The sequence below is a fragment of the Skermanella stibiiresistens SB22 genome, assembly GCF_000576635.1.
GTDB lineage: Bacteria > Pseudomonadota > Alphaproteobacteria > Azospirillales > Azospirillaceae > Skermanella > Skermanella stibiiresistens.
In genome coordinates, this window is the sequence record NZ_AVFL01000002.1 from 288572 (window position 1) to 301847 (window position 13276).

10 protein-coding genes are annotated in these 13276 nt (G+C 66.2%); 4 read left to right on the plus strand and 6 right to left on the minus strand.

Annotation, left to right across the window (positions count from 1 at the left end):
* Positions 1–85: 85 nt before the first annotated feature.
* The gene (locus N825_RS03945) at positions 86–1927 is read right to left on the minus strand and encodes a DEAD/DEAH box helicase family protein (protein WP_084164309.1); all 1842 of its coding nucleotides are present in this window, start codon (positions 1925–1927) and stop codon (positions 86–88) included.
* A gap of 187 nt (positions 1928–2114) precedes the next feature.
* On the opposite strand from N825_RS03945, the gene N825_RS03950 reads away from it, so the two are divergent.
* The gene (locus tag N825_RS03950; RefSeq protein WP_063833610.1) at positions 2115–3485 is read left to right on the plus strand and encodes a cation:proton antiporter; all 1371 of its coding nucleotides are present in this window, start codon (positions 2115–2117) and stop codon (positions 3483–3485) included.
* Between the two features lie 50 nt (positions 3486–3535).
* Here N825_RS03950 and serA read toward each other — a convergent pair whose 3' ends face one another.
* Positions 3536–4780 (minus strand): phosphoglycerate dehydrogenase, encoded by a 1245-nt coding sequence (serA, locus tag N825_RS03955; RefSeq protein WP_037447183.1) that lies wholly within the window; start codon positions 4778–4780, stop codon positions 3536–3538.
* A 264-nt stretch (positions 4781–5044) separates the two neighbouring features.
* Here serA and N825_RS03960 point away from each other — a divergent pair, with 264 nt between their 5' ends.
* Complete coding sequence (locus N825_RS03960; RefSeq protein WP_037447185.1) at positions 5045–5362, plus strand: hypothetical protein; 318 nt, start codon at positions 5045–5047, stop codon at positions 5360–5362.
* Positions 5363–5384: 22 nt separating this feature from the next.
* On the opposite strand, the gene N825_RS36185 is transcribed toward N825_RS03960, so the two are convergent.
* The 3 genes from N825_RS36185 to N825_RS03975 all read right to left on the minus strand — a co-directional run bounded on the left by N825_RS36185 (position 5385) and on the right by N825_RS03975 (position 10310).
* Positions 5385–7082 (minus strand): ATP-binding protein, encoded by a 1698-nt coding sequence (locus N825_RS36185; RefSeq protein WP_051511513.1) that lies wholly within the window; start codon positions 7080–7082, stop codon positions 5385–5387.
* Between the two features lie 117 nt (positions 7083–7199).
* Positions 7200–9788, minus strand: a complete 2589-nt coding sequence (locus N825_RS36190) for a methyl-accepting chemotaxis protein (protein ID WP_051511514.1) — start codon at positions 9786–9788, stop codon at positions 7200–7202.
* A gap of 156 nt (positions 9789–9944) precedes the next feature.
* Positions 9945–10310: a hypothetical protein gene (locus tag N825_RS03975; RefSeq protein ID WP_157618967.1), complete on the minus strand. Its 366-nt coding sequence runs from the start codon at positions 10308–10310 to the stop codon at positions 9945–9947.
* A 180-nt stretch (positions 10311–10490) separates the two neighbouring features.
* On the opposite strand from N825_RS03975, the gene N825_RS03980 reads away from it, so the two are divergent.
* Both N825_RS03980 and N825_RS03985 read left to right on the plus strand, forming a co-directional pair.
* Positions 10491–10892, plus strand: a complete 402-nt coding sequence (locus N825_RS03980) for a RidA family protein (protein WP_037447188.1) — start codon at positions 10491–10493, stop codon at positions 10890–10892.
* Positions 10889–11809 carry a polysaccharide deacetylase family protein gene (locus N825_RS03985; protein ID WP_051511515.1) on the plus strand — a complete coding sequence of 307 codons (921 nt, stop codon included), beginning with the start codon at positions 10889–10891 and terminating at the stop codon, positions 11807–11809. Before N825_RS03980 ends, N825_RS03985 begins: the two co-directional genes overlap by 4 nt.
* Positions 11810–11824: 15 nt before the next feature.
* Here N825_RS03985 and hydA read toward each other — a convergent pair whose 3' ends face one another.
* Entirely contained in the window at positions 11825–13258 is a 1434-nt protein-coding gene (gene hydA, locus N825_RS03990; protein ID WP_037447192.1) for a dihydropyrimidinase, read from the minus strand.
* Positions 13259–13276: the final 18 nt, after the last annotated feature.

A 13276-nucleotide genomic window follows, 5' to 3' on the forward strand; every position in this document is an offset into this window, starting at 1 on the left:
GGGCGGGCGACATCTCCTGAATGGGTTAAACAAAGCTCACCCGCGCCGTGTCAACAGCGGCGCGGCATGCCTGGGTTGCGGTGGGTCAGAATTTGTGGGGCCCCAGCCGGATGGTGCCGCCGCGGCGGGAGGAAGACCAGCGGTATTGGGGATCGTCATCGATCAGCGCGGAGTGGTCGCTCAGGCGGTTGCGTTCCAGCCACCCAACGGAGGCCTCCAACTCGGCCAGCGTCATCTCCGCCCTGCTTTTGCCCAGCACCCGCTTCAGGATGGCGTTGTAGGCGTGATAGCCGGTGTTGCGGCGGATCAGGTGGGCGTCCTCGTCCTCGATCACCTGGGCGGCGACCATCTGCCCGATGCGCTGGCGCAGGCGGTGCTCGGCGATCGAGGGTGGTTCGAACAGCGGCAGGCCGGGCTGGAGCGGAGCGCCGTCGGCGAGGGGACCGGCACTCGGCACCGTCCCGAAATCCGGTCCGGGCGCTATGGTGTCGAAGCGCAGCGCGGTCGCGTTGGAATGCAGTGGCGTGATGGCCGGAACGCGCTCACGCGTCACGTCGTCGAGCGGCAGTTCGCGCTGGGCCCGGCGCCGGGTGATCGTGGCCTTGGTTCCCTGTTCCGTCTCGATCAAATGGCGGAAGCCACGGAACATGGGGTCATCGGGATGGTAGACCAGCGCGGATTGTCCGTCGTAATCGCCCGCGTGGGGATCGACCCTGGTGGCGCGGGCGATCATCTGCTCCAGCCAAGGCCGGGAGCGGATGTGGGTGAGGCAGGCGATATGGGAAATTTCCGGGCAATCCATGCCCTCGTACGCCATCGAGACGGTCACCAGGATGGCTGGAAAAGGGCGCATGCGGAATTCCGCGATGGCTTCCTGCGAGTCCGCCACGTCACTCATCGCGGCGCGGACCATGATCTCGCGCAGATCCTGTGGAAAGCGCGCTCGCAGGGTCTCCACGTAGCGCCACGCCGTCGCTTGATCCGGCGCCACGACCAGCAATTTGCCAAGGCCGCGTACGTCGTCTCCGGGTTCGGCGCCCTTGGCCTTGCGCCGGGCTGCCCGGTGGTCTCGGCAAGCCTTGTAGGCCACGCGGAGCATCGCGTCGGCGAACTCGGTCCGGAGCACCGTGAACAGGGCGTCGTGCGCCATCTCGCCGGACTGGGACAGGGACTCCACGGTTTTCTGCTGGGCCAGCGGATCGCGCCATTCCGCGTCACCATCCATCGCGCCGAAGGTGACGGGGAGCACGGCGCGCTCGGCCAGCGCCTGACGTCGGCTATAGCCGACGATCGCCCAGTTCTCCGCGCCGAAGTCGATTTCCCGCACCCGCCGGGTGCCCTTTGGCTGCTTGTAGGGCAACCACAGGATGGCCTTACCATCCGTGCGCTGCAGGGTTCCCGACATGAGGAGGCGGACGCTGGACAACTCCAGCAAGGGCAGGATGCTATGGCTCCACGCCGTTTCGTCGGCGGCGTTGGTCAGGTGATCGAGGTCGGACAAGGCGGGCAGATGATGAAGCTCATCCACCGCCAGCAGATACCGGTGTCGCTGGAACTCGGCGAGATGGAGATCCGGGGCCGCGGCGACAGCCTGATATGTGGTGACGTAGCCTTGCAGTCCGCGGCAGAGATCGGGCGCGTTCTCCGCCGCCCGCACCGTCAAGCTGTGTCCCAGGGCCGTACGCCATACCGGATCGACGAACGCCTCCTCGGCTTGAAGCCGCAGGCTGTCACGCGGCACGATCCAGCAGACGCGGTCAGCCACCCCGGCCTCGATCAGGCGGGCCGCCGCGATGACCGGCAACAGGCTCTTGCCTCCGCCGGGCGTCACGGCGGCGAGGATGTCGCGGATGTCGGTATCCCGGTGCGCGATCGCTCGGACGATGTTGCTGACCATCTCCTGGTGGCGACGGAAAGGCCGGTTCATGCGGTCGGACTGGCTCCCGAGTGGGGAAGGCGAACTGCAACGGACCATGAACATAGTGATATTTAAAGTTGAGGTACACTAGCTCTTGTGGGTAGGTGGCGCGGAGTACGCTTAGGGCCGGTACGGATGGGCACGGACCGTCTCCGCGGCTGTTGGACCATGATCATTCCGATCACCAACGAGCTTCATGAACCCGTACATCGTTTTCCTGACAGGGCTGGGCGTCGTCATCCTGTGCATCGCATGGCTGCCGATGCTGCTGAGGAACGCACCGCTCTCCCTCCCGATTTTCTGCGTTCTGCTGGGATTTGGCTTGTTCGCGGCGCCCGGCGTGGGTCCGGATCCCAATTTCATCGTCCAATCCAATTTCATCGAGCGGATCACCGAACTGGTGGTGATCATCGCCTTGCTCGGCGCCGGTCTGAAGCTGGACCGGCCGGTTGGCTGGAGGCGGTGGCGAACGACTTGGCTGCTGTTGGCCGTCACCATGCCGCTGTCGATCCTTGGCATCGCACTTCTGGGCGTCTGGACGCTGGGGCTTTCGCTGCCCGGCGCCATCCTGCTTGGCGCGGTACTGGCGCCGACCGATCCTGTCCTGGCGTCGGATATCCAAGTCGGACCGCCTCGATCCGGAGGCGAGGACGAGGTCCGCTTCAGCCTGACCTCGGAGGCGGGACTGAACGACGGTCTCGCGTTCCCGTTCACCAATCTGGCGATCGCCTTGGCGGCGGCTGCCGCCGCCGGTGGCATGGCGCCGGGATGGTGGACGGTGGAATGGTTCGCACTGGACGTCGTCTGGAAACTGGCGGCCGGCCTGACGGTCGGATGGGCGGTCGGACGCTTCCTGGGGTTCCTGGTGTTCAGGCTACCGGCCGAAGCCCGCATAGCGGACACCCGCGAGGGGCTGGCGGCGCTTGGGATCACCCTGGTGTCCTATGGCGTCACCGAGTTGGTCCATGGCTATGGTTTCCTGGCGGTCTTCGTCGCCGCCGTGACGCTTCGGCACACCGAACGTTCCCACGACTTCAACGAGTCGCTTCACACCTTCTCGGAGCAGATCGAGAAACTGCTGATGATGGTGGTCCTGGTCCTGTTCGGCGGCGCCATCGCCGGGGGACTGCTCAACGCGTTGACTTGGCAGGCGGCTTTGGCGGCCTTGGCGTTCCTGTTCCTGGTGCGCCCCATCGCCGGGTTCATCGGCTTGGCGGCAACCGGTCTGCCGCTGTCCGAGCAATCGGTGATCGGCTTCTTCGGCATCCGGGGGATCGGCTCGTTCTATTATCTCGCCTACGCGGTCAACCATACCGAGTTGGCCGAGCAGCAACTCCTGTGGTCCATCACCGGGTTTGTCGTCGCCGTCTCGATCCTGGTGCATGGCGTCACGGTGACGCCCGTCATGAACAGGCTGGAGGCGCGCTGGCGCCGCCGTGATCCACGCAGCCCAGGCGAGGGTGCCAACCCGAGCGGGGTCTCGGTGCGCAGCCCCTTGCATGACCAGCCCGGCGACGAGGGCGAGGCTCGGGAGAAACGGGGTGCGCGCGAGACGAACTCCCTGTGATCGAAGCCTCTTTGGGGTGGGGCGCCGCGCTACGCGACGGCGCCCTTGGGTCAGACGCGCCGGTCGTAAAGAACCCGGCTACGCAGCGTGCCTTCGATCGCCCTCATGTCCGCCAGGATCTCCTGGTCATCGACCTCGCCATCCACGTCGAACACGACATAGCCAATTGACGGGTCGGTCTGAAGGTACTGGCCGGTTATGTTGAGGCCCCGGGACGCGAACACCTCGTTCAATTTGCGCAGGACACCTGGAACGTTGGCGTGGATGTGCAGGAAGCGGACGCCGCTTTCGCGGACCGGCAACTGGACCTCGGGGAAGTTGACCGCACCCATGGTCGATCCGTTATCCGAGTATTCGATCAGCTTCCGCGCGACCTCGTTGCCGATGTTGGCCTGGGCCTCCTTGGTCGAGCCGCCGATATGGGGCGTCAGGATCACGTTGGGCAGGTCGCGCAGCGGACTGATGAACTCCTCGTTGTCGCTGGCGGGCTCCACCGGAAAGACATCGACGGCGGCGCCCAGCAGGTGACCCGATTTCAGGGCGGCCGCCAAGGCGTCGATGTCGATGATGCTGCCGCGTGCCGCGTTGATCAGGTAGGAGCCCTTCCTCATGGCCCGGATCTGCTCCGGCCCGATCATGTCGCGGGTTTGAGCGGTGTCGGGAACATGCAGGCTGACCACATCCGAGAGGGTCAGCAACTCGTCCAGGGTTCGACAGGGCTGCGCGTTACCGAGCGCCAGTTTCTTCTGCACGTCGTAGAAACGGACCCTCATCCCCAGTGCCTCGGCGATCACCGAGAGCTGGGTACCGATATGGCCGTAGCCGACGATGCCCAGCACCTTGCCGCGGATCTCGTAGCTGTCCTTGGCCGACTTGACCCAGCCGCCTTGGTGGACGATGCGGGATTTATCCCAGATGCCGCGCATCAGCATGATGATCTCGCCCATCACCAGTTCCGCGACGCTGCGGGTGTTGCTGTGGGGAGCGTTGAAGACAGGAACGCCGAGTTGCCGCGCGAAGCCGAGATCGACCTGATTGGTGCCGATGCAGAAGCATCCGACCGCCATCAGCTTGTCGGCCCGTTCCAGGACGGATCGCGTCAGCTGGGAGCGTGACCGGATGCCGACCATGTGGACACCGGAGAGGCGCTCGACCAGATCCGCCTCGTCCAGCGCTTTCGGCAGCTTGGTGACATTGGTGTAGCCGTGTTCCGCGAGTTCGGCGACGGCGTTCTCGTGGATACCTTCCAGCAACAGGATCGAGATCTTTTCCTTGGGGAACGACAGTCTGGACATTTCAGTTTCCACGCGATGAGCCGGATAGGGACGGACGGCAGGGCCGGGATGGGAGTTGGGACTACGGCCACCGGCGCGTCATTCTGCTGATTTCGGCGGGTTTATCAAACGGTGGATGGCGTTTGGGTGGCAGGTGCGACTCAACGGCATGGCGGGGCGTCTTGCCGGGGAGATCGGTCCACCGATGGGAAATGATTTGTTGAGGGATGTGGGGGATACTCGCGGGACGGTAGGCATTTCGTCACGCCCGATGTCGAGAACGACATGATCAAGATAGAAATCACCCTGAGCACGGCTCGCCTGAACGCCGATCGCGCCTGGGACGACCAGTTCGATCCCGTCGACTACGCCCATAAACTGGAGGGGCGTCTTCGGCCGCGCCTGGAGCATGTCGTGGTGAGGACGACCGCTCTTGGCCATGATCACAACGTGGATATCATCCTACCGGACAAAGCGGCCGACCGCCAGGATATGACGGACATGCTGGCCCGGCGGATCGTCGAGGCGGTCCGGTCATTCCATCAAGAGGCGCCCGGAACCGTGTCGAGGTTGCCGCCGCGCAGGTTCCAGGGCACCGGCTGAATCCGCCGGGCGGGGTGCCCGGTCAGACGCCGGCGGTGACTTCGCCCGTCAGGCGCAGGGCGTCGCCGCGGCTCAGGACGCGGCTGGCGGGAAACACGCAGGTGACCTGGGTGCCGGTCCCGAAGGTGCTGGCGAGTTCCAAGGTACCGCCGTGCAACTCCATCAGACGCTTGGCGAGTGGCAGACCGAGCCCGGTGCCCTCGTAGCGCCGGTGGAAGGCGCTGTCGATCTGGCCAAAGCGTTCGAGCGCGATCGGGATATCCTCCACCGCGATTCCGATCCCGGTGTCGGTGACCGAAATCTCGAAACCGGCGCCACGCGGACCGGCGGTGACCTCGATCGAGCCGCCGGCTGGCGTGAACTTGACCGCGTTGGACAGGAGGTTGAGGACGATCTGCCGGATCCTGCGGGTGTCGGCCCGCAGGAACACATCCTCACCGGGCAGCTCGCAGGTCATGGTCAAGTTCGACTTCTCCGCGTCGGCGCTGACCATCCGGGCGGCGCCTGCCAGCATGCGGCGCACGTCGATCACATCCTCCGAGAGATCGAGTCGATTGGCGTCCAGCTTCGACAGATCCAGGACGTCGTTGATCAGGCTGAGCAGGTGGGATCCGCTGTCCCGGATGATGCCGGTGTATTCCCGGTAGCGCTCGTCGCCTAGTGGCCCATAGGCCTCGCTGATCATCAGGTCGGCGAAGCCGATCACCGCGTTGAGCGGCGTGCGAAGCTCGTGACTCATGGCGGCCAGGAAGTGCGACTTGGCCTGACTGGCCGCCGCCGCGGCCTCCAGGGCCGCCGACAAGTCGCGGGTGGTCGCCCGCAACTCGCGCTGTGTCGCCTCCAGTTCGGCGATGTATCCCCGGAGCCGGCGCGCCTCGCGGCGGGACCGCGACGCCAGATGCTGATCCAGGATCGAGCCGACGAAGCCGAAGGTCACGATCATGAGCGTCACCGCCGCGACGGCGACCGCCAGCGATCTAGGCGCGATCACGTGGGCGGGCAGCGCCAAGGTCGGGTCGGGATGCACCGTCAGTCCGGCCATGGCGGTGAAATGCAATCCGAGGATGGACGTCATCAAGACCAGCGTGCCCGATATTCTTCTGGACAATCCCCGCTTGCGGATCAGCAGGAAAGCGACGGTCGCCAAGCCAACGCTCAAGGCGATGGAGATCACGACGGCCGACGGTGCGTGGGTCAGATGGGCGGGCGCGTATATCGCCATCATGCCCACGAAGTGCATGCCGGCCATGGAGCCGCCCGTGATGGCGCCCCCCAGCGCGGACGCGCGCGATCCGAATCGCCGAACTCCCCACGCCGCCAAGGACATGCCGACACCGGCGCCGCAAATCGCCAGCGTGATCGACAGGATCGTCAGGGTGACGTCGTAGCCAACCTGAACGCCGGGAAACCAGGACAGCATCGCGACGAAATGGGTGGCCCAGGTGCCGCACCCCGCGACTGTCGCCGCCGCCGCGCACCACCCCCAGCGTGACGACCAGCCCGCCACCGTTTCGCGTGGGGTCTGATGGCCGGATCTGGCGCCAACACCGTCCCGGGCCCTGCCCATCAGGGTCAGCGCGGTGTAGCAGGAGAACAAGCAAATCAGCGCCGCCAGGGCCACGAGATAAGGATCGTGCGTCATGGCGAAAGAGGAATGCGGCTGGAGCGGGGAGAACTGGGGTGTCGCGATCATGGCGTCGCAGGATGCCAGAAGGCGCATGACACCGCAGCGTGCCAATTCGTTATAGAAGTGGGCCGGAAAAAGGACGGCTCCACGACGACTGGCCAGCCTTCGCGGCGGAGGCCGAAAGTTGGAAGCGAACCCCGTCGCGGCCGCTCAGATCGACCGGATGGACGCGATGAAGTCGTTGACGGTATGCTCCATGTCGGTCGCCTCGCCACCCAGCCGCTCGGCGGCGCTTTGCAGCTCCCGCGCGACCGTCTCCGTTTCGCGGGCGTGATCGCTGACCAGGGCGATGTCGCTGCCAATGCGCTGCACGCTGCCGGAAACGCTCTGCGTGGTCCGCGCGATCTCCCGGGTGGCGCCACGCTGCTGCTCGACCGCTCCGGCCACCGTTCCGGTCGCGACGTCCATCTGCTGGATGATTTCCGAGATCCCGCGGATCGCCTCGGTCGCGTTGAGCGTCTCGTGGCGGATGCCGTCGATCCGGGCGGAGATCTCCTCGGTCGCCCGCGCGGCCTGCGAGGCCAGGTTCTTGACCTCGTTGGCGACGACGGCGAAGCCTTTGCCGGCTTCGCCGGCGCGGGCGGCCTCGATCGTGGCGTTGAGCGCGAGCAGGTTGGTCTGCTCGGAAATGTCGCGGATCAGCAGGACGACGTCGCCCACGCTCTGGGCGACCCGGACCAGGCTTTCCAGGTCGGTCCTGACGCGATCCGCCTCGGTCACGCTGCGCCGCGCCAGACCGGTGGTTGCCAGCATGTTTTCGGCGATGCCGGCGATGGAGGCTGCCATCTGTTCGGTCGCGGACGCCACGGCACCAAGATTGCGGCCGGTCATGCCGGCCTCGTCGGCGACGGTTTCCGACCGTCTCATGGCCTGCTCCGCCACTTGCAGCAACTGGCGGGCATCCTCCATCTGCCGCCGTGACGCGGCGGAGACCTGTTGCGCCAGGGGCAGCAGTCGGCTTTCGCAAGTTCCGGCCAAGTCGCCCAGCACCTGCCGGCGCTCGGTGTCGGCTTGTGCGCGGGCGTTTTCGGCCAGGATCTCCGCTTCGACGCGGAGTCGCGCGTTGTCCTTGAAGGCGACCAGCGAGTCCGCCATCTGCCCCAACTCGCCCTTCTGCCCTTGGTTCGGTATCGTTGTCTCCAGCGCGCCATGGGCGATGGCGTCCATCGCCTCGCTCATGCGGGAGATGCCGACCGAGACGTGGCGCCCGAGGATGAAGGCGAAGGCCAACGCGGCCGCTATGGCGACCGCCAGGGTTGTGACGATGAACGCGACCGAGGCGCGCTTGCCTTCCTCCGCGGCGATCAGGCCGGCGTCGGAGAAGGTTCGGGACTGGGTGGACGCCTCCACCGCCGCGGCGTTCATGTCGCGAGCCAGCAGGATCGCGGTCGCCTGCAAGTCGATCTGCGCCACGAAACTAGCCTCCAACGGCGGCAGCAACTTCCGCATGCTGGTGATCTGCTCGTTGTCTCCCGTCTGCTTCGAGATCTCGTCCAAATGGCCCGTGACCCGCGCCATCATCCCAGCGATCTCCTCGCGGATGACCTGCCGCTTGCCGGACGCGAGATCCGACAGCGCCTGGGCCACCTGGAGCGCCACCGTCCTGATCTGCCGTCCCCGGTCGGCCGCCGCCATGGAGCGGACATAGGCGGACCGGGCGTCGACCGCCTTGGTCTCGGCGGCGGAACGGACACCGACGTACCGATCCTTGATCGCTTCCATCGACGCGGCGATACCCCGGGATTGGGCCTCGTCCACCGTGGAGAGCTGGAGCAGTTCCGAATGGGCGGCGGCCATCTGGCGGGTCAGGTCGATCACCTGGGTCGCCAGGGCCTTCATCGGCTGGAGTTCGGGGTGGGTCACCACCGGCACCGAGGCGGGGTTGCCGATGGTGGAGGTGGCCCGCGCGCGCCAAGCCCACGCGGTCAGGTCGCCGGCTTCCGCGCGGACCTCCATGGATGTCTCGTCGGGCAATGCCGCGTGCAGATCGTCCATCTCCTTCAGGAGGCGGAAGATGACTTCCCGATAGCTCTCGTATCCGGCATGGGCGGCCGAGGTCTCACCGATCGAGTGCAGATAGGCCTCGATGATCTCCAGCGCCGGCCCGCTATCGTCTGGCGGCAGTCCGACGGTCCGCTCGGCGGCGGTCATCAGCGATTCGAGCGCCGGCGTGATCTCGCTGCTATCGGGATGATTGAGGAAGGCCATTTCCGCGAGTTGGGCGTCCACCACGTCATCGCGGATCGACAGGACGAGATCGGCCATCGTGCTGGCCTGCCGCGCCGCCGTTTCCGCCTCCTCCAGTTCATGTCCGGCGACGCGGGCCAGCTTGACCTGGGCGGTCACCAGCTGGTCCGAAAGCGTGCCAAGTTGCTGAACCGACTGGCCAATGGCGGCGTCGCCTTGCAGCAATCGCCCTTCGACATCGACGAAGGCGTGGAAGGCGCGGGCGTAACGGTCGGCGGACGCGCGTTCCGCCGTCATGCCACCATCACCGAAGCGCTGGACGATCGACTCCAGGCGGCGCTTGGCCTCGTCCGACGCGGTGAGGTCGCCGCGCAACGCGCTCCACTCCAACGCCCTGACCTCCCCCAACGCCAGGGAGAGTCCCGTCGCGGCCGTACCGTGCTCCACCGAGGCCGCGTATCGGTACAAACCGGCCAGTCCCACCATTCCGACCACGGCGACGAGACAGATGATCGTGAAGTAGCCGGCGGCTATGGTGGTCTTGAGTTTCATGATGACCCTGTGACGTGTGAGCCCGCGGAGGAAGCGCCGTCGATTGGCCGGCCTTCCCACCGCCGTTGGCTCGCACAGTGATGCTGCGACCGCAAAAGTAACCAACGAACTAAGGTTTCCGCTAATTTTAGCCGAAACCTCCGCCCTGTGGTGGCCTCAGCGCACCGGCTGCCGGCCCAGAGCGGCGATCGCCGTGCGCAACGCGCCGATGCCCCCGTCATAGTCCCAGACCCCGCAAGCCTTGTTGCCTTCGCCACGCAATGCGCGCGCCGCGGTCTTGGCGGCGTCATCGATCTTGGCGCCGGCCACGCCATCGTCGAACTGGCTGACCAGCACCTGACAGGCTACGGCCCGCGAGATGTCGGCTTTACGCGGTTCCGGTACGGCGACGGTCGGTGCGGCCTGGACCTCGCCGGATGGCGCCGTTTCCGCCGTCTGGGCCGCCGCCGAGCCGATCATGGGGCCGAGCGGCGATAGGAGCGTGAAAGCCAGGGTCGCGAGGTTGCGCGTGTATGGGGTCATGACGAATCCTCCCATTGCTGTTTTGACACGAGAGAAACCGATCGGAGTAGCGCCTGTCAATCCGTGAGACCGTTCGGCGGAGGGACTGGGCTAACGCGTCACAGGGGCGCCAAATTGCCCAACTCCTTTCCCGTGAATTGGTCGGTTACTTTCACCATTCCCGGCATCAAGGAGGCCCTCATGGACAGAAGTCAAAGCTTCAGCCATCACGACGTTCCCGAGATCGGCAAACCCCTCTCTCCCTATAGCCACGTGGTCTCCGATGGACTCTACGCGTTCCTGGCCGGCCAGCTCGCCTTCCATCCGGATCGTGGCGCGGTCGTCCCCGGCACGATCGAGGAGGAGTGCGCCCAGGCGATGGATCTGCTGGGCATGGCGCTGCGCTCGATCGGCTTGGAGTTCTCCGATGTCGTCAAGGTCACGATCCACATGACCGACCTGACCATGCTCGGCCGGATGAACGCGGTCTACGCGCGTTATTTCGACCCGGACCGCCTGCCCGCCCGCACCTGCACGGGGGCGGCGTCGCTGATCGGTGGTGGCCAGATCGAGATCGATTGCGTCGCGAGGCTGCGGACATGACCGGCGATCCACCCAGCGCGGCCGGTCGACCGGCCCTGGCGGACCACGGACGCTATGATTATTCGCCGATCAAGGGCCGGCCCGCCTACGACTGGCCGGACAGGCGCCGGCTGGCGGTCTATGTCGGCCTGAACCTGGAGCATTTCGCGTTCGGCGAGGGGATGGGCGCCGAGCTGTGCCCCGGCGGTCCGCCGCCCGACGTGTTGAACTACGCTTGGCGCGACTATGGCAATCGCGTAGGGGCTTGGCGCCTGCTCGACCTGTTCGACCAGTTGGCGCTGCCCGCCTCGGTGCTCGTCAATGGATCGCTCTACGGTTATTGCCCGGAATTGCTCGCCGCGTTCCGCCGGCGGCGGGACGAGTTCGTCGGCCACGGCTGGACCAACGCCGAGCGCCAGGGCCCGTTGAGCCCATCCGACGAAGCCGCCCTGATCGCCGAAAGCACCGATATCATCGCCCGGCATGAGGGCGAGCCGCCGAGTGGCTGGCTGGGGCCCTGGATCTCGGAAAGCCGCGTCACCCCCGATCTCCTGTCGGAGCGGGGCTACCGCTATGTCCTGGATTGGTGCATGGACGACCAGCCGGTCTGGCTCCGGACCCGCGCCGGCCGGCTGCTGGCCGTCCCCTATCCTCAGGAACTCAACGACATTCCGGCGATCGTCGGGCGGCGGATGGGCGCCTCCGACTTCGCCGACATGATCGTCGACCAGTTCGATGAGATGCTGGAGCAGTCGCGGGAGGGACCGCTGGTGATGGGGATCGCGCTCCACGCCTATATCGTCGGGCAACCATACCGGTTGCGCCACCTGCGGCGGGCGCTGGCCCACATCGCCAGCCGCCGCGACGACATCTGGCTGACCACGGCGGGGGCCATTTCGGACCACTGCCATGGCCTGCCGGAGGGCGTCGTTCCGTAGCCTTCGTCGGGAAGGCTAGGCCGGCAGCCAGCTTTTGCCCTGGGGCTTCGCGAAGGGCGACAGGTCGCGCTTCAGGAAGGTCCCATGACCGGGCTGGCCAACGATCACCCCGTCCTCCATCACGACACCGCCCCGCACGATCACGGTGGTTGGCCAGCCGGTGATCTCCATCCCCTCATACGGCGTGTAGTCGGCGCCGTGGTGAAGGTTCTCCTGGAGGATCGGCCGGCGCAATTCCGGATCCCATATCGCGATGTCGGCGTCGGCGCCGACCGAGATGGTGCCCTTGCGGCCACCAAGCCCATACATCCGGGCATGGTTGGTCGAGGTCAGGGCGACGAATTGCTGAAGGTCGATCCTACCCTTGACCACCCCCTCGGAGAACAGGATCGGCAGCCGCGTCTCGACACCGGGAATGCCGTTCGGAACCCAGCGGAACGCGGTCTTCTCACCCTTGCGCTTCTTGCCGGCGGGGCTGTCGTAGCGGAACGGGCAATGGTCGGACGAGTAGGTCGCGAAGGTGCCGTTCGCCAGCCCGCGCCAGCAGGCCTCCTGGCTTTCCGGATCGCGCGGCGGCGGGCTGCACACGTATTTGGCGCCCTCCATGTTGAGGCCGCGCATGTCCTCCGCCGTCAGGACGAGGTATTGCGGGCAGGTCTCGCCATAGATCTTCAACCCGCGCGACTGGGCCCAGCGGATCTGCTCGAGCGCGTCGGCGGACGAGACGTGGACGATCATGATCGGAACGTCGACCAGTTCGGCGAAGGTGATGGCGCGGTGGGTCGCCTCGCGCTCGACCGGGGCCGGGCGGGATGTGCCGTGGAAATAGGGCTCGGTATGGCCGGCGCGTTCCAGCCGCTCGGTCATGAAGCGGATCGCGTCGTAGTTCTCGGCGTGGACCATCACCAGCGCGCTCTCGCGCCGGGCGACGTCGAACACCTCCAGCATCTCGCGGTCGTTCAGCTTCAAGTCCTCATAGGTCATGAAGACCTTGAACGAGGTATAGCCGTCGCGAACCAAGGCCGGCAGATCCTGGCCCAGCGTCTGTTCGTTGGGGTCCGAGACGATCAGGTGGAAAGCGTAGTCCACCAGGCATTTGCCATCGGCGCGCTTGTGGTAATCGGTGACGGCGGCGCGCAGGCTCTGCCCTCTGTTCTGGAGGGCGAAGGGGATCACCGTCGTATTGCCGCCAGCCGCCGCCGAACGGGTGCCACTGACGAAATCGTCGGCCATCACCGTCTCGTCACCGGAGGGCTGGTCGATATGCACATGGCTGTCGATGCCGCCGGGCAGCACCAGCTTGCCGCCTGCGTCGATCTCGCGGGCGCCGCCGGACAGGCGTTCCGCCAGGGCCGCGATGCGTCCGTCGCGGACGCCGACGTCGCAGCGCGAGGTTTCCGACGCGGTGACAACCGTGCCGCCGCGGATCACCAAATCGAAGCTGTCCATCACAAGTCCTTTCCGCGT

What these genes read in the sequence shown, in the direction of transcription:
- N825_RS03945 (WP_084164309.1), bottom strand. Translation starts at nt 1,927, where the DNA reads ATGAACCGGCCTTTCCGTCGCCACCAGGAGATGGTCAGCAACATCGTC.
- N825_RS03950 (WP_063833610.1), top strand. Translation starts at nt 2,115, where the DNA reads ATGAACCCGTACATCGTTTTCCTGACAGGGCTGGGCGTCGTCATCCTG.
- serA (WP_037447183.1), bottom strand. Translation starts at nt 4,780, where the DNA reads ATGTCCAGACTGTCGTTCCCCAAGGAAAAGATCTCGATCCTGTTGCTG.
- N825_RS03960 (WP_037447185.1), top strand. Translation starts at nt 5,045, where the DNA reads ATGATCAAGATAGAAATCACCCTGAGCACGGCTCGCCTGAACGCCGAT.
- N825_RS36185 (WP_051511513.1), bottom strand. Translation starts at nt 7,082, where the DNA reads ATGCGCCTTCTGGCATCCTGCGACGCCATGATCGCGACACCCCAGTTC.
- N825_RS36190 (WP_051511514.1), bottom strand. Translation starts at nt 9,788, where the DNA reads ATGAAACTCAAGACCACCATAGCCGCCGGCTACTTCACGATCATCTGT.
- N825_RS03975 (WP_157618967.1), bottom strand. Translation starts at nt 10,310, where the DNA reads ATGACCCCATACACGCGCAACCTCGCGACCCTGGCTTTCACGCTCCTA.
- N825_RS03980 (WP_037447188.1), top strand. Translation starts at nt 10,491, where the DNA reads ATGGACAGAAGTCAAAGCTTCAGCCATCACGACGTTCCCGAGATCGGC.
- N825_RS03985 (WP_051511515.1), top strand. Translation starts at nt 10,889, where the DNA reads ATGACCGGCGATCCACCCAGCGCGGCCGGTCGACCGGCCCTGGCGGAC.
- hydA (WP_037447192.1), bottom strand. Translation starts at nt 13,258, where the DNA reads ATGGACAGCTTCGATTTGGTGATCCGCGGCGGCACGGTTGTCACCGCG.